This window comes from Streptomyces sp. NPDC001728, from assembly GCF_040297565.1.
Taxonomy (GTDB): domain Bacteria; phylum Actinomycetota; class Actinomycetes; order Streptomycetales; family Streptomycetaceae; genus Streptomyces.
Genome location: NZ_JBEOZK010000002.1, coordinates 137833 through 156189 on the forward strand (window position 1 = coordinate 137833; position 18357 = coordinate 156189).

Here is an 18357-nt window from a genome sequence, read left to right on the forward strand (position 1 = left end):
ACCATGCGGCGTTACGGCAAGCACACCGACGAGGACGACATCCGCCAGCGGCCCAACCGCAAGGGCACCCGTCCCCGTACGACCATCCGCCCGAAGCACGAGGACGCCGTCGAGGGCATGGTCCTCACCGTCGACCGCGGCCGGCTGACCGTCCTGGTCGACGACCGGGCCATCACGGCCATGAAGGCGCGCGAACTGGGCCGCAAGGCCGCCGTGGTCGGCGACCGGGTCTCGCTCGTCGGAGACCTGTCCGGCGAGAAGGACACCCTCGCCCGGATCGTGCGCATCGGTGAGCGCAGCTCGGTGCTGCGCCGCACGGCCGACGACGACGACCCGTACGAGCGGGTCGTCGTCGCCAACGCCGACCAGCTGGCGATCGTCACCGCGCTCGCCGACCCCGAGCCGCGCCCCCGGCTGATCGACCGCTGTCTGGTCGCCGCGTACGACGGCGGCCTCACCCCGCTGCTCGTCCTCACCAAGTCGGACCTCGCGTCGCCGGACAGCCTCCTGGACATGTACGGGGCGCTGGGCGTGCCGTATGTCGTGACCACCCGCGACGAGTTCGTCGACGGGGTCGCGGCCGAGCGGGTCCACGAGCACCTCAAGGGCCGGACGACCGCGTTCGTCGGGCACTCCGGTGTCGGCAAGACGACCCTGGTCAACGCCCTGGTCCCGCCGGAACGACGGCGGACCACGGGTGTCGTCAACGCGGTCACGGGCCGCGGCCGGCACACCACCACCTCCGCGCTGGCGCTGCCGCTCGACGACAAGGAGGGCGGCTGGGTCATCGACACCCCCGGCGTCCGCTCCTTCGGCCTGCACCACGTGGACCCGTCCCGGGTGATCCTCGCCTTCCCCGACCTCGTACCGGGTACGGAGAACTGCCCGCGCGCGTGCAGCCACGACGAACCGGACTGCGCGCTCGACGCGTGGGTGGCGGAGGGGCACGCCGATCCGGCGCGGCTCGTCTCGCTCCGCCGGCTCCTGGCGACCAGGGAACGACGCGAGGGCGACTGAACCGTCCGTGTTTACGGGCTCCCACGACCGGTAAGTGCATAATCACACCAAGTGCGACGAAGCAGTCACCGACGGGCGTGGGAGGCACTGACGATGGCGTGGCTGCTGGTGGTGGTCGCGGGGATCCTGGAGACGGGGTTCGCGGTCTGCCTGAAGCTCTCGCACGGTTTCACCCGGTTGTGGCCGACGGTCGCCTTCGCGGCCTTCGCCCTGGGCAGCTTCGGTCTCCTGACGCTCGCGCTGCGGAAGCTGGACGTGGGGCCGGCGTACGCGGTGTGGACCGGGATCGGGGCGGCCGGGACGGCGATCTACGGGATGGTCTTCCTCGGCGACGTGGTGTCCACGCTCAAGATCGTGTCCATCAGCCTGGTGATCGCGGGGGTCATCGGACTCCAGCTCTCCGGCTCGGCGCACTGAGCGGTCACCGGCAGGGCCGGTGCGACGACATGGCTGAGGGCGATCCGTACGGCGAGTTCGCAGCCGGCCGCCCACCGCTCCCCCGCGCAGGCCGCGGTCTCCGCCACGAGTTCGCCCGGCGCGGGCGGGCCCTCGTCGGCGCGCCGCTGGGCGGGGACGGGGGCGAGCCGGGCGCCGGGCCTCACCGGCCGGGGCTGGGGCAGCCACTCGTTCCAGGCGCCGGTGAGCAGGGCCCGTAGTATCGGGCGGACGGCGGCGCGGGCGATGATCCACTCGGCGACGGCGACGAGGTTCCGCTCGGGCGGGGCGGGGGCAGCGAGAAGTCGCCGGACGCCCTGGAGGTAGGCGTCGGCCTCTCTGCGCACGAGGGCGCGGGCGAGGCCCTCCTTGCTGCCGAACTCGTTGTAGAGGGTCTGCCGGGAGACCCGGGCGGCGGCGGCCAGGTCGGCCATCCGCACGGCGGACCAGGACCGGTGCGCGAGCGCGGCGACCGCGGCGTCGAGCAGGGCCTCACGGGCAGTCGGCACGTTCGCCTCCCGGAACGGACGTTTCCGTACGCGGCTCAGGGGCCCAGCCTCGGCAGCGGTCCGGCCACTGTCAAGGGGTCGCGGTGGACGCTCATCCGTGCGGGGATCGCACGGCGATAGAGTGCCGACCATGGCCGACTACCACGATGATCTGCGTCTCGCCCACGTCCTCGCCGATGCCGCCGACGCGGCCACCATGGACCGGTTCCAGGCGCTCGACCTCAAGGTCGAGACCAAGCCGGACATGACCCCGGTGAGCGAGGCCGACAAGGCGGCCGAGGAACTGATCCGGGGGCAGCTGCATCGCGCGCGACCGCGTGACGCGATCCTCGGCGAGGAGTTCGGCGTGGAGGGCTCGGGCCCGCGCCGCTGGGTGATCGACCCGATCGACGGCACGAAGAACTATGTGCGCGGGGTGCCGGTCTGGGCGACCCTGATCGCGCTGATGGAGGCCGGGGACACCGGCTTCCAGCCGGTGGTCGGTGTGGTGTCGGCCCCGGCGCTCGGTCGCCGCTGGTGGGCGGCGAAGGGCCTCGGCGCGTACACCGGCCGCAGTCTGGCCTCGGCGACCCGGCTCGGTGTCTCGAAGGTCGCCACCCTGGAGGACGCCTCCTTCGCGTACTCCTCGCTGGGCGGCTGGGAGGAGCGGGGGCGCCTGGAGGGCTTCCTCGACCTCACGCGCGCGTGCTGGCGGACCCGCGCGTACGGCGACTTCTGGCCGTACATGATGGTCGCGGAGGGTTCCGTGGACATCTGCGCGGAGCCGGAGTTGTCACTGTGGGACATGGCGGCGGTGTCGATCGTGGTCCAGGAGGCCGGCGGCACGTACACCGGGCTCGACGGCCGACACGGCCCGCACAGCGGCAACGCGGCGGCCTCGAACGGCCTGCTCCACGGCGAGCTGCTGAGCTATCTCAACCAGGAGGACGCGCGCGACTGAGCGCGCCGAGGGGCCGCCCCCGGGAGCACGCCGACGCCCGCATCGAACGCGCCGACGCGCTCCCGGGGGCGCTTCGCGCGCCCCCTTGTCGGACCCCTCCCCCGGTGCCACTCTGAGAGTCCCCCCACTTGTGAACTTGTGAATCGCTTCTCGTGGAACGCGGGAACGATTCACCAAGGAGGTGGCTCCGTCCATGCTCGTCCGCGACGCCATGAGCACGGTGGTCCTCACCATCGGCCCCGCCCACACCCTCCGACAGGCCGCCCGGCTGATGGCGGCGCGCCGCGTCGGCGCGGCCGTCGTCCTCGACACCGACGCCGGCGGACTCGGGATCCTCACCGAACGCGACATCCTCAACTCGCTCGCCAGGGAGCAGGACCCCGACCTGGAGACCGCGGGTTCCCACACCACCCGTGACGTCGTCTTCGCCGCGCCCGCCTGGACCCTGGCGGAGGCGGCCGAGGCGATGACCCGCGGCGGCTTCCGCCATCTCGTCGTCCTCGACGACCACGGGCCGGTCGGCATCGTCTCCGTGCGCGACATCATCCGCTGCTGGATCCCGGTGCACAGCGTGGCGGGCTGAGCCGGCCCCGGGGCTCACGGGCGCGTGTGCCCTCGGACTCCCGGGCACGCGAAGGCGGGCCGGACTCCATACGGAAGTCCGGCCCGCCCTCATCCACGGCAAGCGCCCTCAGCCGCGCAGGGCCTGGACCACGGCCTCCAGCCGCTTGCCGAAGTCTCCGTCCGCCCGGCGGAAGTTGCCGATCGCCCGCTCGACGATGTCCTCGCGCGAGACCTTGGCGATGAAGCCCGACAGGTTCTCGACCAGACGGCTCTTCTCGTCCTCCGTCATCAGCCGGTAGAGGTTGCCCGCCTGCACGAAGTCGTCGTCCTCCGCGTGGGCGGGAGCGGCGTGGTCGCCGGTGACACCGGTGACCGGGGCGGACTGCCACAGCGGGCGGTCCGTCTGGAACGGGCCGCCGAAGCTGTTCGGCTCGTAGTTCTTCGCGCCCTTGTGGCGGCCGTCGTAGAGGTGGCCGTCACGGGAGTGGGTGCGCGCCTCGGTGGCGTGCGGGCGGTTCACCGGCAGGTGGTCGGCGTTGATGCCGACGCGGTAGCGGTGGGCGTCGCCGTAGGCGAAGAGCCGGCCCTGGAGCATCTTGTCCGGGGAGGGCCCGATGCCCGGCACGAAGTGCGCGGGGCTGAAGATCGACTGCTCGACCTCGGCGAAGATGTTCTCCGGGTTGCGGTTGAGCTCCAGTCGGCCGATCTCGATCGGCGGGTAGTCCTCGTGCGGCCACACCTTGGTGAGGTCGAAGGGGTTGAAGCGGTAGTCCGCCGCGTCGGCCGCGGGCATGATCTGGACCTGCACGGTCCAGCTCGGGAAGTCACCGCGCTCGATGGCCTCGCGCAGGTCGCGCTGGTGCGAGTCGGGGTCCTCGCCGGCGATCCGGTTGGCCTCGGCCTGGGTGAGGTTCTTGATGCCCTGGTCGGTCTTGAAGTGGTACTTGACCCAGAAGACCTCACCGGCCTCGTTGTTCCACTGGAAGGTGTGCGAGCCGTAGCCGTTCATGTGGCGGTACGAGGCGGGGATGCCGCGGTCACCGAAGAGCCAGGTCACCTGGTGGGTCGACTCCGGGGAGAGGCCCCAGAAGTCCCAGACGTTGTCGGCCTCCTGTGAGCCCGAGTACGGGTCGCGCTTCTGGGTGTGGATGAAGTCGGGGAACTTGATGGCGTCCTTGATGAAGAACACCGGGGTGTTGTTGCCGACGAGGTCGTAGTTGCCCTCTTCGGTGTAGAACTTCAGCGCCCAGCCGCGCGGGTCGCGCACGGCGTCGGCCGCGCCGAGGTTGCCCGCGACGGTGGAGAAGCGCAGGAAGGTCTCGGTCTCCTTGCCGACCTCGGAGAGGAACGCGGCGCGCGTCCACCGGGAGACGTCACGGGTGAGCGTGAAGGTGCCGTAGGCGCCCGCACCGCGCGCGTGGACCACGCGCTCCGGGATGCGCTCCCGGTTGAAGTGGGCGAGCTTCTCCAGGAGGAGCTGGTCCTGTACGAGCACCGGACCGCCGACGCCCGCCGTCTCGCTGTTCTGGTTGTCCGCGACCGGCGCGCCGGCCTCCGTGGTGAGCGGTCCCTGCGTCACGTGCGCCTCCTGCGTCCTGTCCCTGCCGTTCCGCACTCGATCCTACGATAGACATTGTCTAAGTCAAGTGAACTTCCAAAGTCACACCAGTTCGGGACTCGGCGCCTCGGCTGCTACCCTGACCCTCATGAGCGACCTGTTGGAACGACTGCGCGGACGCGGCTGGCGGATGACCGCGCAGCGACGCGTCGTGGCCGAGGTGCTCGACGGGGATCATGTGCACCTGACCGCCGACGAGGTCCACGCGCGCGCGGTGACGCGCCTTCCCGAGATCTCGCGCGCGACCGTCTACAACACGCTGGGCGAGATGGTCACCCTCGGCGAGGTCATCGAGGTCGCGACCGACGGACGCGCCAAGCGGTACGACCCGAACGCCCACCGGCCCCACCAGCACCTGGTCTGCGGCCGCTGCGGCGCGATCCGCGACGTCCACCCGGGCGGCGACCCGCTGGCGGACCTGCCGGACACCGAGCGCTTCGGTTTCACGATCTCGAACGTCGAGGTCACGTACCGGGGCCTCTGCCCGAACTGCGCGACCACCGCCTGACCGAGAAGCCCAAGAAGGCCCCCGCTCCGGCGGGGGCCTTCTCCGTGTCGTCCGCGTGTCGACGCGCGGACGACGAAGGCCCGGATCCAGTGAATGGATCCGGGCCTTCGCTGCTACTGAGTAGCGGGGACAGGATTTGAACCTGCGACCTCTGGGTTATGAGCCCAGCGAGCTACCGAGCTGCTCCACCCCGCGTCGGTAAACCTGACTCTACGGGACGCCCCCCGACCAGCGCAAATCCGTTGGCGCACGGCCTCCGCACGGTCCCCGGGGGACTACGCGGTCAGTTCCTGGTGCAGTGCCTCGCTCAGCCGGGCCGCCCGCTCGGCGACCTCCGCCGGGCCGAGCTCCACCGCGCGGGCGCACCAGTGGCGCCCCTCGGTCAGCTCCCCGCGCCGGGCCGCGAGCAGCGCGAGCCGGAGCGCGGCGCGGCCGTGCCCGGCCCTGGCCGCCCGGGTCCACCAGAGGGCGGCCTCGCGCTCGCTGCCCTCACGGGCGAGCAGCAGCCCGAGGTTGAAGGCGCCGTTGCGGCTGCCCGCCTCCGCGGCCTCGCGGTACCAGCGGTCGGCCTCGGCCAGGTCGCCGCGGCCGGCGGCAAGCATCCCGACCCGCACCTGGGCGCGCCGGTGGCCCTGCTGGGCGGCCCGCTCGTACCACTCCTCGCACTCGGACTTCTCCTCGCGGGGCGCGCCGAGCACGGCGGGGCCGGGCTCGGGCCGACGCGCGTCGAGCACCGAGGCCAGCCGGAAGGCGGCCTCGGCGCTGCCGCCGCCGGCCGCGCAGCGCAGGTGCCGCTCGGCGGTCCGCTCGTCGCCGTCCCTGAGGGCCGCGATGCCCACCTGGAGCGCCGCTTCGGTGTGCCCGGCGGCGGCGGCCCGCTCGTACCAGACGAGGGCCGTACGGTCGTCGTCGCGGCCCGCGTGGAGGATGCCGAGGTTGAAGGCGGCGTCCACGCTGCCGGCCTCGGCGGCCTTGGAGAACCAGGGCTCGGCGCCGTTGGCGTCGCCGGCCTGGAGGAGCAGCACGGCGAGCGCGTTGGCGGCCTCGCGGTGACCCGCGTAGGCGGCGCGGCGGTACCACTGCTCGGCCTGCGGAATGCGGTCCTGGGCGGCGCAGAGCAGCCCGAGGTTGTAGGCGCCGTTGACGTCGCCCGCGTCCATGGCGGCGCGGTACCAGCGCTCGGCGGTCTGCTGCTCCCCCCGGGCGGCGTGCAGCGCGCCCAGCGCGTTGGCGGCGTTGCCGTCGCCGTCCTGGGCGGCGCGCAGCCACCACACGGCGGCGCTCTCCTCGTCGCCCGCGTCGCGGAGCAGGAAGCCCAGTGCGCAGGCGGCCTTGGCCTCGCCCTCCTTGGCGGAGCTGAGGTACCAGCGGCCGGCCTCCTTGAGTTCGCCCCGGTGCTCCAGGATCGCGCCCAGGTGGAGCGCGGCCCGCCGGTGACCGCGCGCGGCGGCCTGCCGGAACCACTGCTCGGCCTCGGTGGGCGCTCCCCCGGGCTCGCCGGGGGCGCGCCCGGCAGCGGCGGTCCCGGTGCCCGTGGCGCCGCCGGGCACGATCGCGCCGGTGCCGGGCGTCCTGAGCCGGGTGCCGGTCTCGTGCGGGCCGCGGGTGCTCTCGGTGGCGCGGCGCTCCAGGGCGAGGGCGAGCCGGAAGGCGGCCTCGCGGTGACCCTGTTCGGCGGCGGCGCGCAGCCAGCGCTCGGCGCCGACGTCGCTGCGGTGCTCGAGCAGCTCGGCCAGGGCGTACGCGCCGAGGGCGTGGCCCTGCTCGGCGGCCTGGCGCAGCCAGTACTCGGCGGCGGGCTCGTCGCCGCGCTCGCGGTGGTGGCGGCCGAGGGCGTGGGCGGCGGGCGCGGAGCCGGCGACGGCGGCGACCCGCCACCAGCCGGCGGCCTCCTCGGCGTAGCCGCGCTGGTGCAGCAGGACGCCGAGGTTGTTCGCGGCGGCCCGGTCGCCCTCGGCGGTGGCGCCGCGCAGATAGGGCTCGGCACCGTCGAGGTCACCGCGGCGCAGCAGCAGCGCGCCGAGGGCGCTCATCGAGGCGAGGTCGCCGCGCTCGGCGGCACGCCGGTGGCGGGCCTCGGTCTCGGTCTCGTTCTCGGTGTCGGCATCGGTCTCGGCGGTGGTGTCGACGGCCGCATCGACGGCCCCTACTGCCTCGATGATCTCGTCTGCGGCTTTTCTGGCGTGCCGCTGCACAAACCGCCCTGTCTCCAACAGAGTTGCCCTGTCCCCCATAAATACCATCGTCGCACCACCCGCAACCCGAGCACACCTGGTATACCGCAGCCAGTGAGGTCACTCAGCGTTTTGTCGACATGCCCACAGAGAGACAAGTCAAACACGACTCACGCCAACTCGCCCCTTCCCTACCGCGCTTCGGGCCCCCCGCGCACGCCGACACACGACGAGGGCCCGGATCCTTATGGATCCGGGCCCTCGTCCTCTGAGTAGCGGGGACAGGATTTGAACCTGCGACCTCTGGGTTATGAGCCCAGCGAGCTACCGAGCTGCTCCACCCCGCGTCGGTAAACCAACAGTACCACGGACGCGGGGTGGAAAACCTCAGGTCAGCCGCCTGATCCCGTGGAGGGGGCGCCGGAGGCGTCGCTCTTCGGCGCCGCCGGAGGCGCGCTCGCTCCGGTTGTCTTGAGCTTGGCCCCGGCGTTCGCGGCCCGCTGGAGCGCGGCCTGGAGCTCCTCCTGGGCCTTGCCGTACGCGGCCCAGTCCTGCTTCGCGAGCGCCGCCTCACCGTCGTCGTACGCCTTCTGGGCGTCGGCGATGGCCTGCTTGAGCACGGCGTCGTTGGACGCCGGCGGCGGATTGGTGGTGCCCGGCGGGGTCGTGGGCGTGGTGGGCGGCGTGGTGGGCGACTCCACCCCGAAGACGGCGTTGAGCGCCTTGGTGAGGTTGTCCTCGAACACGGTGGTGTCCTTGGTCGTGTCACCGTCCGGCTGATCCGCGTCCACGTACGACACGGCGACCTTCTTCAGGAGCGGGTAGAGCGCGTTCCTGCCCTGGGCGTAGACCGGTTCGACGTACAGGAACCCGCCGTCGAGCGGGACGGTCAGCAGGTTGCCGTACTGGATGTCGGAGTCGGCGCCCTTCATGTCCCGGACGAAGGTGGCGACCGATGGCAGACCGTTCAGCTTGCTCTGCACCTGGGCCGGGCCTGGCACGTCCTCGGTGACCCGCAGCAGTCTCAGTCGGCCGTACTCCTTGCTGGTGGCGTCGGCGTCGACCGCCATGAAGCCGCCCAGGTTGGGCCGCCCGTTCGGCGTGAACGTCGTCGTCAGCGAGAAGCGCTGCGCCGTGTCCCCGGGCATCTTCATGCTCAGGTAGTACGGCGGGACCGCGTTGCCGTCCTTGTTGGTCGGGTCGTCCGGCACCTGCCAGGCGTCCGAGCCGCTGTAGAACTGCGCCGGGTCGGTGACGTGGTAGCGGGTCAGCAGCTCGCGCTGGACCTTGAACATGTCCTGCGGGTAGCGCAGGTGCTGCATCAGGTCGGCGTCGATGTCGGACTTCGCCTTGACCGTGTCGGGGAAGGCCTTCATCCAGGTCTTGAGGACCGGGTCCTCGGTGTCCCACTGGTAGAGGGTCACCGTGCCGTCGTACGCGTCGACGGTGGCCTTCACCGAGTTGCGGATGTAGTTGACCTGGTTCTGCTGGGCGACGACCGCGCGCTGCTGGTTGCCGACGGTCAACGAGTCGGCCGTGGTGTCGCCGAGCGTGGTGCGCGAGGCGTACGGATAGCCGTTGGTCGTCGTGTAGGCGTCGATGATCCACTGGATCCGCCCGTCGACGACCGCCGGGTAGGCGTCGCCGTCGATGGTCAGCCACGGTGCGACGGCCTCGACGCGCTCCTTGGGCGTGCGGTTGTAGAGGATCCGCGAGCCCTCGCCGATGGCCCCCGAGTAGAGGATCTGCGGCTCGCTGAAGGCCACCGCGTACGCGGCGCGGTTGAAGGTGCTGGAGAGGCTGACGCCGCTCTTCTCCTTGTAGCTGGTGGTCTTCTCGCCGTTCTCCTCGTAGTCCAGCTCCTTCTGCGGGCCGCCCACGATCGAGTACTGGTCGGTCTTCTCGCCGTAGTAGATCCGCTGCTGGTAGGTGCCGAGCTGACCGGTCGTCGGCAGTCCGGACTCGGTGAAGACCGGGGAGCCGTTGGCGTCGGTCTGGGTGCCCGAGGCCAGGATCGCGCCGAAGCCGTGGGTGTACGTGAAGTGGTCGTTGATCCAGTTCCGCTTCGGGATGCCCTTGATGTTGAGCTCACGGAGACCGACGACGGTGTCCTTGCCCTGGTAGCGGTCCACATCCAGGGTCGTCGGGAACTGGTAGTACTTCCGCTTCTGCTCCAGCTGCTGGAACGTCGGCGACACGATGTTCGGGTCGAGGAGCCGGTAGCTGGCCGCCGTGTCGGCGTCCGTGCGCAGCTGGTCCTTGGCCTTCACCGTCGACTTGCCCGAGTAGTTCTCGGGCTTCGTCCCGTCGATCGCGTACGCCTTGCGGGTCGCGTCGATGTTCTTCTGGATGTACGGCGCTTCCTTGGCCTGCTCGTTCGGCTGGACCTGGAACTTCTGCACGATCGCCGGGTACAGACCGCCGATCAGGATCGCGGAGAGCACCATCAGACCGAAGCCGATCACCGGCAGCTGCCAGGTGCGGCGCCAGAGCGTCGCGAAGAACAGCAGCGCGCAGATGACGGCGATGCAGAACAGGATGGTCTTCGCCGGCAGGTACGCGTTGGCGTCGACGTACCGCAGGCCCGTCCAGTTGCCGGTGGCCTTGAAGTCGCTGGACTTCACGGCCAGGCCGTACCGGTCGAGCCAGTACGCGACCGCCTTGAGCGCGACGAAGAGGCCGAGCAGCACCGAGAGGTGACCGGTGGCGGCGGCGGTGGCCCGGGCACCGGGGCTGGTGATCCGCAGCCCGCCGTACAGGTAGTGCGTGAGCGCCGCGGCGATCAGCGAGAGCACGGCGGCGGCGAAGCCGAAGGCGAGCAGGAAGCGGTACCAGGGCAGGTCGAAGGCGTAGAACGACACGTCGAGCCCGAACTGCGGGTCCTTCTGCCCGAACTTCACGCCGTTGACCCACATGAGCCAGGTGCGCCACTGGCCCGAGGCGGAGGCGCCGGCGATCAGCGCCACCAGCGCGGTGACGGCGAGCAGCACCCACTTCTTGAACGGGGCCAGGCCCATCCGGTACCGGTCGAGGCTCTGCTGCTCCAGCGACATCGCGCTGAGCGGCGGCCGGAGCCGGTACGCCAGCCAGATGTTGAAGCCGACGGCGAGGCCCATCAGCAGGCCGAAGACCGCGAAGAGACCGATCTTGGTCCACAGCGTGGTGGTGAACACGGACGAGTACTCGACCGAGCGGTACCAGAGCCAGTCCGTCCAGAACCCGGCGAACATCACGAACGCCATGGCCAGGACGGCCAGCACCCCGAGAGTCATGAGCAGGGTACGGGCCCGCCGGGACGGCCGGCCGACTCTCATCCTCGGCCCGGACGGGCTACCGCCCCGGTCCGGCATCTGGAAAGCCAACGTGCGCCCCTCGATGTTGATGCGTCTGAAAGCAGGCCCCGCGATCGTAGAGCCCACTGGTGCAACTTACTGAGGCTTTACCTAGTTCCCGTGTTCCGGGTCAGAGGAGGCAGGATGTTGGTCATGTCCAACGTTTCCCCCTCCGGCCCGGCCATGGCCGCGAGCCCCCTCACCCGCGCGGTGCTCGAGATCGACGAGTACGCGGCGGGCCTCGGCTGGGACCAGCCGGCCCGTCTCTTCGCCCTCGTCGACACCGCACGGCTGCGCGCCAAGGAACCCGCGCTCGCCTCCCAGCTGGGCCTGGGTGACGATGCCACCGCCTACACCCCGATCGAGCAGGACAAGCTGCCGCGCGGGAAGCCCCTCGACGAGTTCCTCGGCACGATCGCCTGGCCCAAGGGCGTGGCCGGCTGCGCCATGACGGTGGAGCGGCTCATGCTGCCCCCGTCGGCGGAGGCCCAGGTCCCGCAGGGGCTGAACGAGAAGCAGCTCGCCAAGTGGGTGGCCTCGCACCCCGACCGGCAGGAGGTGCGGATGACCGTGGCGGTGCTGCGCGGCGGCGCCCGTGAGGCGGCGATCCGGCTGCGTGAGAAGGACACCGCGACGGAGGTGCTGACCGGCCCCGACCTGGTACCGGGCCTCGCCGAGGCACTGGCGGCGACGTTCGAGTCCTGAGTCCCTGCGAATCGCCGAAGGGGCGCCCGGCCGGTCCGGCGGGCGCCCCTTCGGCGATTCCGTGCTCAGCTCCTCGAGCAGCTCGGCAGGGACTTCGTGTCGCCCTTGCGGAGCTTCTCCAGGGACTTCGTGGCGTCGTCGATGGTGTTCACCTTCACCAGGGTGAGGCCGTCGGGCGTGTCGGCGGCGGCGGCCTCGCAGTTGTCGGCCGGGGTGAGGAAGTACTCGGCGCCGGCGTCGCGCGCGCCCACCAGCTTCATCTCGATGCCGCCGATCGGGCCGACCTCGCCCGCGTCGTCGATGGTGCCGGTGCCGGCGATGAACCGGCCGCCGGTGAGGCTCTCCGGGGTGAGCTTGTCGACGATGCCGAGCGCGAACATCAGACCGGCGCTGGGTCCGCCGACGTCGGCCAGGTTGATGTCGATCGTGAACGGGAAGACGTGGTCGGTCCCGGCCTGGATGCCGACGACGGCCCGGTCGCCCTCCTCCGAGGTCGTGGTCGTGATGACCACCTTCCGGGTGGCGGTCGGCTCCTTGCGCGCCTTCTCGGCGGCGGCGGCCTCCTTGGCGGGGACGATCGTGAACTCGACGTCCTGGCCCGGCTTCCGCTTGACGACCTGCTTGGCGACGTCCGCCTGCGCGGTGATCGGCACACCGTCGACGGCCTTGATCACATCGCCCGCGTGCAGCTTGCCCTCGGCGGGCGAACCCTTGACCACGGCGCCGACCACGACTCGGGAGACCACCGGGATCCCCAGCTCGTCCAGGGCCGCCACCTTGGCGCTCTCCTGGGACTGGCTGAACTCCTCGGCGTTCTCCTGGCTCGACTGCTCCTCGGTCTTCCCGTCCGGGTAGAGGGTGTCGTGCGGCACCACCACGTTGTCGTGGGCGAGCCAGCCGTAGACGGCCTCGACGGCGTTCATCCGGTAGTCCGCGCCGGTGACGCGTACCGTCGTCATGTTGAGGTGGCCGTCGGTCGGGTAGGTCTTGTGTCCCGAGATGTGCAGGACGGGCTCTCCCCTGGCCTCACCGAGGGTGTTGACCGTGGGGCCCGGGCTCATCTCCGCGTACGGCACCGGGATCAGAACGCCCGCGATGAGCAGACAGATCAGGACCAGGGTGGAGGCGAGCATCGTCGCGGTGCGGCGTGGCATGGAACGACAGTACGGGACTCGCCTGTGGGTGCACCCCTGGGGCGGTCCGTACGAGGCGGCCCGCGTCGGCCCTACGGCGAGGTGGTGACCGGGGCGGCCGTCGTGGCCGGTTCGCGCTCCGGCCGAGCGGAATCCGGTGTCGTGGTGTGGGCGCGTTCCATCGCGTCCCGGAAGCGGGCGTAGCCGGCGAGTTCGGCCACGTCACCTATGGTCTTGTTCCTCGAAGCCCAGCTTCCCCATATCGCCGCGCCGACGACTGCGAAAAGCGGAATCAGCAACCAGGCGAGCGCTGCCATCCCGACCTCCCATCCCCAGTGAGTTGATCAGCAGACTGTTTCATCTGTGATGTCAACGCTGGCGCTTGGGGGCCGGTTACGCAAATCGGGCGTTCGGCTACCCGCCGTCGGCGCGTCGACTTGCGGCCCCGCACAGGAAGCTCAGCAAGCCCCCACCCACTCCTCGGTGCCGTCCGAGAAGGTCTGGTGCTTCCAGATGGGGACCTCGTGCTTGAGGTCGTCGATGAGCTTGCGGCTGGCCTCGAAGGCCTCGCCGCGGTGCGGGCAGGACACGGCGACGATCACCGCGACGTCCCCGACGACCAGATCACCCACCCGGTGGACGGCGGCGAGCGCGCGCACGGGGTAGTTCGCGACGACCTTCTCCGCGACCCGGCGCAGCTCCGCTTCGGCGGTCGGGTGGCTGGAGTAGCCGAGCCCGTCGACGTCCGCGCCGCCGTCGTGGTTGCGCACGGTGCCGACGAAGAGCGTCGTGCCGCCGGAGGCGTCGTCGCCGACCGCCCGGAAGACCTCGTCGAGGGAGAGCGGCGTCTCCCGGATCGCGAGGAGCTTGATCGGGTCGGCGGCGGCCTGCTCGCCGGGGTGGTCGTGCGTGTGTGCCATGGACCCATCGTGCCGTACGCGCGCGTGAAGCCGGAATAGCGGTTTCGACCGGCGGTCGGACCCCGCCCTAGGAGGGTCCTACAGGCCGCCGGCCGGGCCGGTCAGATCCCGCGCCGCTTTCGCATCTGGCGGACCAGCGCCGCCGTGCCGAGCAGCGCCACCGTCGCGCCGGCCGCACCGGCCGCCGTGGCGTCCTTGCGGCCCAGGCGGCGGCCGGCGACCGTGTGGCGGCCCTCGGCCTCCTCCAGGAGCGCGGCGAGGACCTCCTCGTTCGTCCACTTCGGCCGCCAGCCGGCGTCGTGCAGCCGTCCGACGCTCACCACCCACGGGTGCATCGTGTAGGCGAGGTCACCCGCCGGGGACGGGGTGAGCCCGATCCGGTGGAGCCGGGCGGCGGCGCCGAGGGCGACGGCGGAGGGCAGCTCCATGCGGCGGATGCCGGAGAGCTCCTCGACCTCCTCCTGCTCGAGCCAGCCCTCGCAGCCGACCGCGAACTCGCCGTCGACCTTCTCCAGGGCCGCGTACTCCAGGGCGCTCACCAGGTCCTCGACGTGGCAGAACTGCCAGGTGGGCCGGGAGCCCGCGACGACGAGCAGCCGGGGCGACTCGAAGTAGCGGGTCAGCGCCGTGTCCGTACCGCCGACGAGGACGGCCGGGCGGACGACGGTGACGTTGAGGCCGGGGTGCGCGCGGGGCGCCCGGCGGCCGAGGCGCTCGATCTCCAGCATGTCGCCGACGCCGGTGGCCTCGGCGGTCGCCCGCAGCTCGGCGTCCTCGGAGAGCGGGATGTCGTTCTCGGGCAGGGCGCCGTAGACCATCGCGGAGGTGCACAGCACCACCCGGTGGACACCGGCGGCCGCGGCGGCGGTCAGTACGGTCTGGGTGCCGCGCACGTTGTAGGCCGTTCGGGCGGCGGGGTCGGTCTCCAGGTCGAGATCGACCGCGAGGTGCACGACGACGTCGGCGCCGCGCAGCTTCTCGGCGATGGCCGGGTCGCGCACGTCGAGGACGTGCCATTGCGCCTCGGGGACCTCGCCCCGGCGCTCGTCGATGGCGACGACCTTCTTGATCTCGTCGGAGGCGGCCAGGCGCCTGGTCAGCAGGTCACCGACCCCGGACGCGGCGCCGGTGACCGCGACGACGGGGCCGCGCGCGGCGGACCGGGTTGAGTGGTTTCGCGCTCCGCGAACCTGAGGATCTGGGGAACTCACCGGGCGTCTCCAGCGGTTGTCTTCAGTACGTACGCGGATGACGCGTACGGACCAGGTGGCGTCCATCCTGCCGCAGGGCACGCCCCGGCGGAGCACCGAGCCCATTTCCGGCCCGGATGTCTACGCTGGTGGTGTGCGGGTCTGTCTGACAGGCCTGGTCGGGCAGTCGCCGTCGGCAGGAGGCCGGCGGCCCTACGAGCCGAGGAAACCTGTGAGTGACACCCCATTCGGATTCGGCCTTCCGCCGGAGGAGCCGGAGAACGGCGACGAGGGCAAGAAGAAGGACCCCGCCGGAGGTGGCCAGGGGTCCGGTGGCCAGGGCGGCAACCCGTTCGGGGCGAACCCGTTCGGTTTCGGCGGGCTGCCGGGCATGGGCGGTCCGGGCGGCGCGGACAACCCGTTCGCCGCGATGTTCGGCTCGCTGAACCCCAACGACCTGGGTGCGGCCTTCCAGCAGCTCGGGCAGATGCTGAGCTACGAGGGCGGTCCCGTCAACTGGGACATGGCCAAGCAGATCGCCCGCCAGGTGGTGGCCCAGGGCACCGCCGACGGCACCAAGGACGCCAGCGTGGGCCCGGCCGAGAAGTCGGCGGTCGAGGAGGCCGTGCGCCTCGCCGACCTGTGGCTGGACGAGGTCACCTCGCTGCCCTCCGGGTCGAACACGGCGGTGGCGTGGAGCCGCGCCGAGTGGGTCGAGGCGACCCTGCCGGCCTGGCAGCAGCTCGTGGACCCGGTCGCGGAGCGGGTCGGCGCGGCGATGGGCGATGTCCTGCCGGAGGAGATGCAGGCCATGGCGGGCCCGCTGATCGGCATGATGCGCTCCATGGGCGGCGCCATGTTCGGCCAGCAGATCGGGCAGGCCGTCGGCGCGCTCGCCGGTGAGGTCGTCGGCTCGACCGATGTCGGTCTGCCACTCGGCCCGGCCGGGCGTGCCGCGCTGCTTCCGCTGAACATCGAGGTCTTCGGCAAGGACCTGGGCGTGCCCTCCGACGAGGTGCGGCTGTACCTGGCGCTGCGCGAGGCCGCGCACCAGCGGCTCTTCGCGCACGTGCCGTGGCTGCGGGCACACCTGTTCGGCGCGGTCGAGGGGTACGCGCGGGGGATCAAGGTCGACACCTCGAAGCTGGAGGAGGCGGTGGGCCAGCTCGACCCGACGCACCCCGAGCAGCTTCAGGAGGCCCTCCAGCAGGGCATGTTCCAGCCGGAGGACACCCCGGCGCAGAAGGCGGCGCTGGCCCGTCTGGAGACGGCGCTCGCGCTCGTCGAGGGCTGGGTGGACGCGGTGGTCCACGAGGCCGCCAAGTCGCGGCTGACCTCGGCGGACGCGCTGCGCGAGACGCTGCGCAGGCGCCGGGCCTCGGGCGGTCCCGCCGAGCAGACCTTCGCGACGCTGATCGGTCTGGAGCTGCGTCCGAGGCGACTGCGGGACGCGGCGCGCCTGTGGGCCTCGCTGACCGACGCGCGCGGGGTCGACGGCCGGGACGGGCTGTGGGAGCACCCGGACATGCTGCCGACGGCGACCGACCTGGACGACCCGGACGGCTTCGTGCACCGGGAGCACCTGGACTTCTCCGAGCTGGACAAGATGCTCGGCGAGGCGGCGAAGGGCGACGCCCCCGAGGACGGGGACGGCAAGGAGTGAGTCTGTTCGACGACGCGGTCCTCGTCCTGAAGGGTTACGAGGGCCAGCCTGAGCTGCGCGATGTCTATCTGGAGCATCTCGCCGCCCACCCGGGCGGCATGTACAAGCCGTGCACGGCCGGGCATCTGACGGCCAGTGCGCTGGTGGTCGATCCGGCGCGCGGGCGGGTGCTGCTGACCCTGCACAAGAAGCTGGGCATGTGGCTGCAGATGGGCGGTCACTGCGAGGAGGGCGATCCGACGGTCGAGGCGGCGGCGCTGCGCGAGGCGACGGAGGAGTCCGGGATCGCGGGTCTGACCCTGCTGCCGGGCGGTCCGGTGCGGCTGGACCGGCATCCGATCCCGGCGCCCTGCCACTGGCACCTGGACGTGCAGTACGCGGCGCTCGCCCCGGCGGACGCGGTGGAGCAGATCAGTGACGAGTCGCTGGACCTGCGCTGGTTCGCGTACGACGAGGTGGCGGGGGTGGCGGACACCTCGGTGGTCCGGCTGGTGGAGGGCACACTGGCCCGGCTGTCCTAGGGCCAATGCCGGTCTGGCCCCTGAAACGAGCCGAACACCGCGACTGGCCGCCGCCCGACCCGCCCATCGTCACGATCACCGGACCGGGCAACACCCAAAGTCACCGGCATTGGTCCTAGGGCCTGTCGTCCCACTCCCGTCGTCGCCCGCAGGGCGGCCCCGCGGCGTCCGGTGCGTGCTCTCGGCGTGCCGGGCGGAAGCCCTCGTACGGGACGCACTCGGGCTTTTCCCCGGGTGCGGCGAGAGCGCGTGCCCGGCGTCGTGGGGCAGGCGGGAGTGTGACGACAGGCCCTAGCCGCGGGCTGCTGTCGGCGGAGATGGCTGAGGGGGCGGTCGCCGTGGCCGCCCCCTCACGCGCGCTCAGTTCCAGGCGTTGTTCTGGTTCTGGCCGTGCGCGCCGTGCTGTCCCGCGCCGAACTGGGCGGCGACGCCCTGGCCGATGGCCGCGTGCTGCGGGGGCATGACCTCGCTGGGCTGGACGAGCGCGAAGCCCTGGCCGAGGAAGCTCAGCTCCCAGCCCTCGCCGGTGTTGCCGCGACGGCGGCGGACGCTGGAGTTGCTCGTCTGGGCCTGCATCTGGACGCGCAGCCCGGTGGACCAGGCGACGATGGCGTCCGCGTCGACGTTGACGTACTTGTCGGGCGTGACGTGCATCATCAGCGGCTGCCCGGAGGTCATCAGGGCGACCTTGCCGCGGCCGGAGATGTTGAGCTGGTACTTGCCGGAGCCGGAGACGCCGTACTGGCTGTCGACGGCGATGACCTCGGTGTGGAGGGTCGAGTCGAGCGCCAGGACGTAGCCGCTGTCGACGGTCAGGCCCTCCTGCTCGACCTCCACGATGTGGACGTACTGGGCGAGGTTGGCGAAGTAGACCGTGCCCTGGCCGGAGCAGCGCATCAGGTCCAGGCCCTCACCGGTGCGGGCCTGGGCCCGTCGCTGGCTCGGGGTCTGGTACTCGCCGTCGAAGTCGACGAGTCCCTGGTAGGCGACCATGGCGCCCTTGCGGGCAAGGATGTCGTCCTGCCCGGAGAGGGTGACCCTCAGGAGCTGCGGGTTCTGGACGACGTACCGCTCGTGGCTCTGCTGCTCGGCGTGGTTGAAAAGCGGGCTCTGCATGATGTGTTCTCG

At 71.5% G+C, this 18357-nt stretch carries 17 protein-coding genes and 2 tRNA genes; 8 read left to right on the top strand and 11 right to left on the bottom strand.

The genetic code is table 11. The annotated features are described in order from the left end of the window. Positions 1-3: 3 nt before the first annotated feature. Together rsgA and ABT154_RS03525 are read left to right on the top strand one after the other, a co-directional pair. Complete coding sequence (gene rsgA / locus ABT154_RS03520; RefSeq protein ID WP_351852293.1) at positions 4-1017, top strand: ribosome small subunit-dependent GTPase A; 1014 nt, start codon at positions 4-6, stop codon at positions 1015-1017. A gap of 93 nt (positions 1018-1110) precedes the next feature. Beyond that, positions 1111-1434: a DMT family transporter gene (locus ABT154_RS03525; RefSeq protein ID WP_079044739.1), complete on the top strand. Its 324-nt coding sequence runs from the start codon at positions 1111-1113 to the stop codon at positions 1432-1434. Here the strand turns inward: ABT154_RS03525 and ABT154_RS03530 are convergent. Further along, on the bottom strand, positions 1326-1961 hold the full coding sequence (locus ABT154_RS03530) for a TetR/AcrR family transcriptional regulator (protein WP_351852296.1): 636 nt from the start codon (positions 1959-1961) through the stop codon (positions 1326-1328). The two genes, ABT154_RS03525 and ABT154_RS03530, sit on opposite strands and share 109 nt — an antisense overlap. Before the next feature lie 130 nt (positions 1962-2091). Here ABT154_RS03530 and hisN point away from each other — a divergent pair, with 130 nt between their 5' ends. Together hisN and ABT154_RS03540 are read left to right on the top strand one after the other, a co-directional pair. Next, the gene (gene hisN, locus ABT154_RS03535; protein WP_351852298.1) at positions 2092-2901 is read left to right on the top strand and encodes a histidinol-phosphatase; all 810 of its coding nucleotides are present in this window, start codon (positions 2092-2094) and stop codon (positions 2899-2901) included. A 193-nt stretch (positions 2902-3094) separates the two neighbouring features. Further along, on the top strand, positions 3095-3484 hold the full coding sequence (locus tag ABT154_RS03540) for a CBS domain-containing protein (protein ID WP_351852300.1): 390 nt from the start codon (positions 3095-3097) through the stop codon (positions 3482-3484). Positions 3485-3592: 108 nt separating this feature from the next. Here the strand turns inward: ABT154_RS03540 and ABT154_RS03545 are convergent, their stop codons facing one another. Further along, on the bottom strand, positions 3593-5044 hold the full coding sequence (locus ABT154_RS03545; protein WP_351852303.1) for a catalase: 1452 nt from the start codon (positions 5042-5044) through the stop codon (positions 3593-3595). A gap of 127 nt (positions 5045-5171) precedes the next feature. On the opposite strand from ABT154_RS03545, the gene ABT154_RS03550 reads away from it, so the two are divergent. Beyond that, complete coding sequence (locus ABT154_RS03550) at positions 5172-5591, top strand: Fur family transcriptional regulator (protein WP_317878450.1); 420 nt, start codon at positions 5172-5174, stop codon at positions 5589-5591. 121 nt (positions 5592-5712) lie between these two features. On the opposite strand, the gene ABT154_RS03555 is transcribed toward ABT154_RS03550, so the two are convergent. The 4 genes from ABT154_RS03555 to ABT154_RS03570 all read right to left on the bottom strand — a co-directional run bounded on the left by ABT154_RS03555 (position 5713) and on the right by ABT154_RS03570 (position 11115). After that, a tRNA-Met gene (locus ABT154_RS03555) sits at positions 5713-5786 on the bottom strand. A gap of 80 nt (positions 5787-5866) precedes the next feature. Then, positions 5867-7834, bottom strand: coding sequence for a tetratricopeptide repeat protein (locus tag ABT154_RS03560; RefSeq protein WP_351852307.1), 1968 nt, complete (start codon positions 7832-7834; stop codon positions 5867-5869). A 204-nt stretch (positions 7835-8038) separates the two neighbouring features. Next, positions 8039-8112, bottom strand: a tRNA-Met gene (locus tag ABT154_RS03565). A 45-nt stretch (positions 8113-8157) separates the two neighbouring features. Further along, entirely contained in the window at positions 8158-11115 is a 2958-nt protein-coding gene (locus ABT154_RS03570) for a UPF0182 family membrane protein (RefSeq protein ID WP_351853138.1), read from the bottom strand. Positions 11116-11250: 135 nt separating this feature from the next. On the opposite strand from ABT154_RS03570, the gene ABT154_RS03575 reads away from it, so the two are divergent. After that, positions 11251-11802, top strand: coding sequence for a PPA1309 family protein (locus ABT154_RS03575; protein WP_351852310.1), 552 nt, complete (start codon positions 11251-11253; stop codon positions 11800-11802). A gap of 65 nt (positions 11803-11867) precedes the next feature. Here the strand turns inward: ABT154_RS03575 and ABT154_RS03580 are convergent, their stop codons facing one another. From ABT154_RS03580 to ABT154_RS03595, 4 genes are all read right to left on the bottom strand, one after another. Beyond that, positions 11868-12956, bottom strand: a complete 1089-nt coding sequence (locus ABT154_RS03580; protein WP_351852313.1) for a YlbL family protein — start codon at positions 12954-12956, stop codon at positions 11868-11870. A gap of 71 nt (positions 12957-13027) precedes the next feature. Next, positions 13028-13156, bottom strand: a complete 129-nt coding sequence (locus ABT154_RS33895) for a hypothetical protein (protein ID WP_502969450.1) — start codon at positions 13154-13156, stop codon at positions 13028-13030. 237 nt (positions 13157-13393) lie between these two features. Next, the gene (locus tag ABT154_RS03590; RefSeq protein WP_351852317.1) at positions 13394-13855 is read right to left on the bottom strand and encodes a molybdenum cofactor biosynthesis protein MoaE; all 462 of its coding nucleotides are present in this window, start codon (positions 13853-13855) and stop codon (positions 13394-13396) included. Positions 13856-13956: 101 nt separating this feature from the next. After that, a complete protein-coding gene (locus ABT154_RS03595) occupies positions 13957-15066 on the bottom strand; it encodes an SDR family oxidoreductase (RefSeq protein ID WP_351852319.1) in 1110 nt (369 codons plus the stop codon). A 211-nt stretch (positions 15067-15277) separates the two neighbouring features. On the opposite strand from ABT154_RS03595, the gene ABT154_RS03600 reads away from it, so the two are divergent. Both ABT154_RS03600 and ABT154_RS03605 read left to right on the top strand, forming a co-directional pair. Beyond that, entirely contained in the window at positions 15278-16708 is a 1431-nt protein-coding gene (locus tag ABT154_RS03600) for a zinc-dependent metalloprotease (RefSeq protein WP_351852321.1), read from the top strand. Then, positions 16705-17229 (top strand): NUDIX hydrolase, encoded by a 525-nt coding sequence (locus ABT154_RS03605; RefSeq protein ID WP_351852323.1) that lies wholly within the window; start codon positions 16705-16707, stop codon positions 17227-17229. The genes ABT154_RS03600 and ABT154_RS03605 overlap by 4 nt, the downstream gene beginning before the upstream one ends. A 360-nt stretch (positions 17230-17589) precedes the next feature. Here ABT154_RS03605 and ABT154_RS03610 read toward each other — a convergent pair whose 3' ends face one another. Continuing rightward, the gene (locus ABT154_RS03610; RefSeq protein ID WP_351852326.1) at positions 17590-18345 is read right to left on the bottom strand and encodes an AIM24 family protein; all 756 of its coding nucleotides are present in this window, start codon (positions 18343-18345) and stop codon (positions 17590-17592) included. Positions 18346-18357: the final 12 nt, after the last annotated feature.

Bases quoted from the DNA above. Each gene is read 5' to 3' on its own strand.
- ABT154_RS03580 (WP_351852313.1), bottom strand. From the start codon at position 12,956: ATGCCACGCCGCACCGCGACGATGCTCGCCTCCACCCTGGTCCTGATC.
- ABT154_RS03590 (WP_351852317.1), bottom strand. From the start codon at position 13,855: ATGGCACACACGCACGACCACCCCGGCGAGCAGGCCGCCGCCGACCCG.
- ABT154_RS03610 (WP_351852326.1), bottom strand. From the start codon at position 18,345: ATGCAGAGCCCGCTTTTCAACCACGCCGAGCAGCAGAGCCACGAGCGG.
- ABT154_RS03575 (WP_351852310.1), top strand. From the start codon at position 11,251: ATGTCCAACGTTTCCCCCTCCGGCCCGGCCATGGCCGCGAGCCCCCTC.
- ABT154_RS03570 (WP_351853138.1), bottom strand. From the start codon at position 11,115: ATGCCGGACCGGGGCGGTAGCCCGTCCGGGCCGAGGATGAGAGTCGGC.
- rsgA (WP_351852293.1), top strand. From the start codon at position 4: ATGCGGCGTTACGGCAAGCACACCGACGAGGACGACATCCGCCAGCGG.
- ABT154_RS03525 (WP_079044739.1), top strand. From the start codon at position 1,111: ATGGCGTGGCTGCTGGTGGTGGTCGCGGGGATCCTGGAGACGGGGTTC.
- hisN (WP_351852298.1), top strand. From the start codon at position 2,092: ATGGCCGACTACCACGATGATCTGCGTCTCGCCCACGTCCTCGCCGAT.
- ABT154_RS03550 (WP_317878450.1), top strand. From the start codon at position 5,172: ATGAGCGACCTGTTGGAACGACTGCGCGGACGCGGCTGGCGGATGACC.
- ABT154_RS03540 (WP_351852300.1), top strand. From the start codon at position 3,095: ATGCTCGTCCGCGACGCCATGAGCACGGTGGTCCTCACCATCGGCCCC.
- ABT154_RS03560 (WP_351852307.1), bottom strand. From the start codon at position 7,834: ATGGTATTTATGGGGGACAGGGCAACTCTGTTGGAGACAGGGCGGTTT.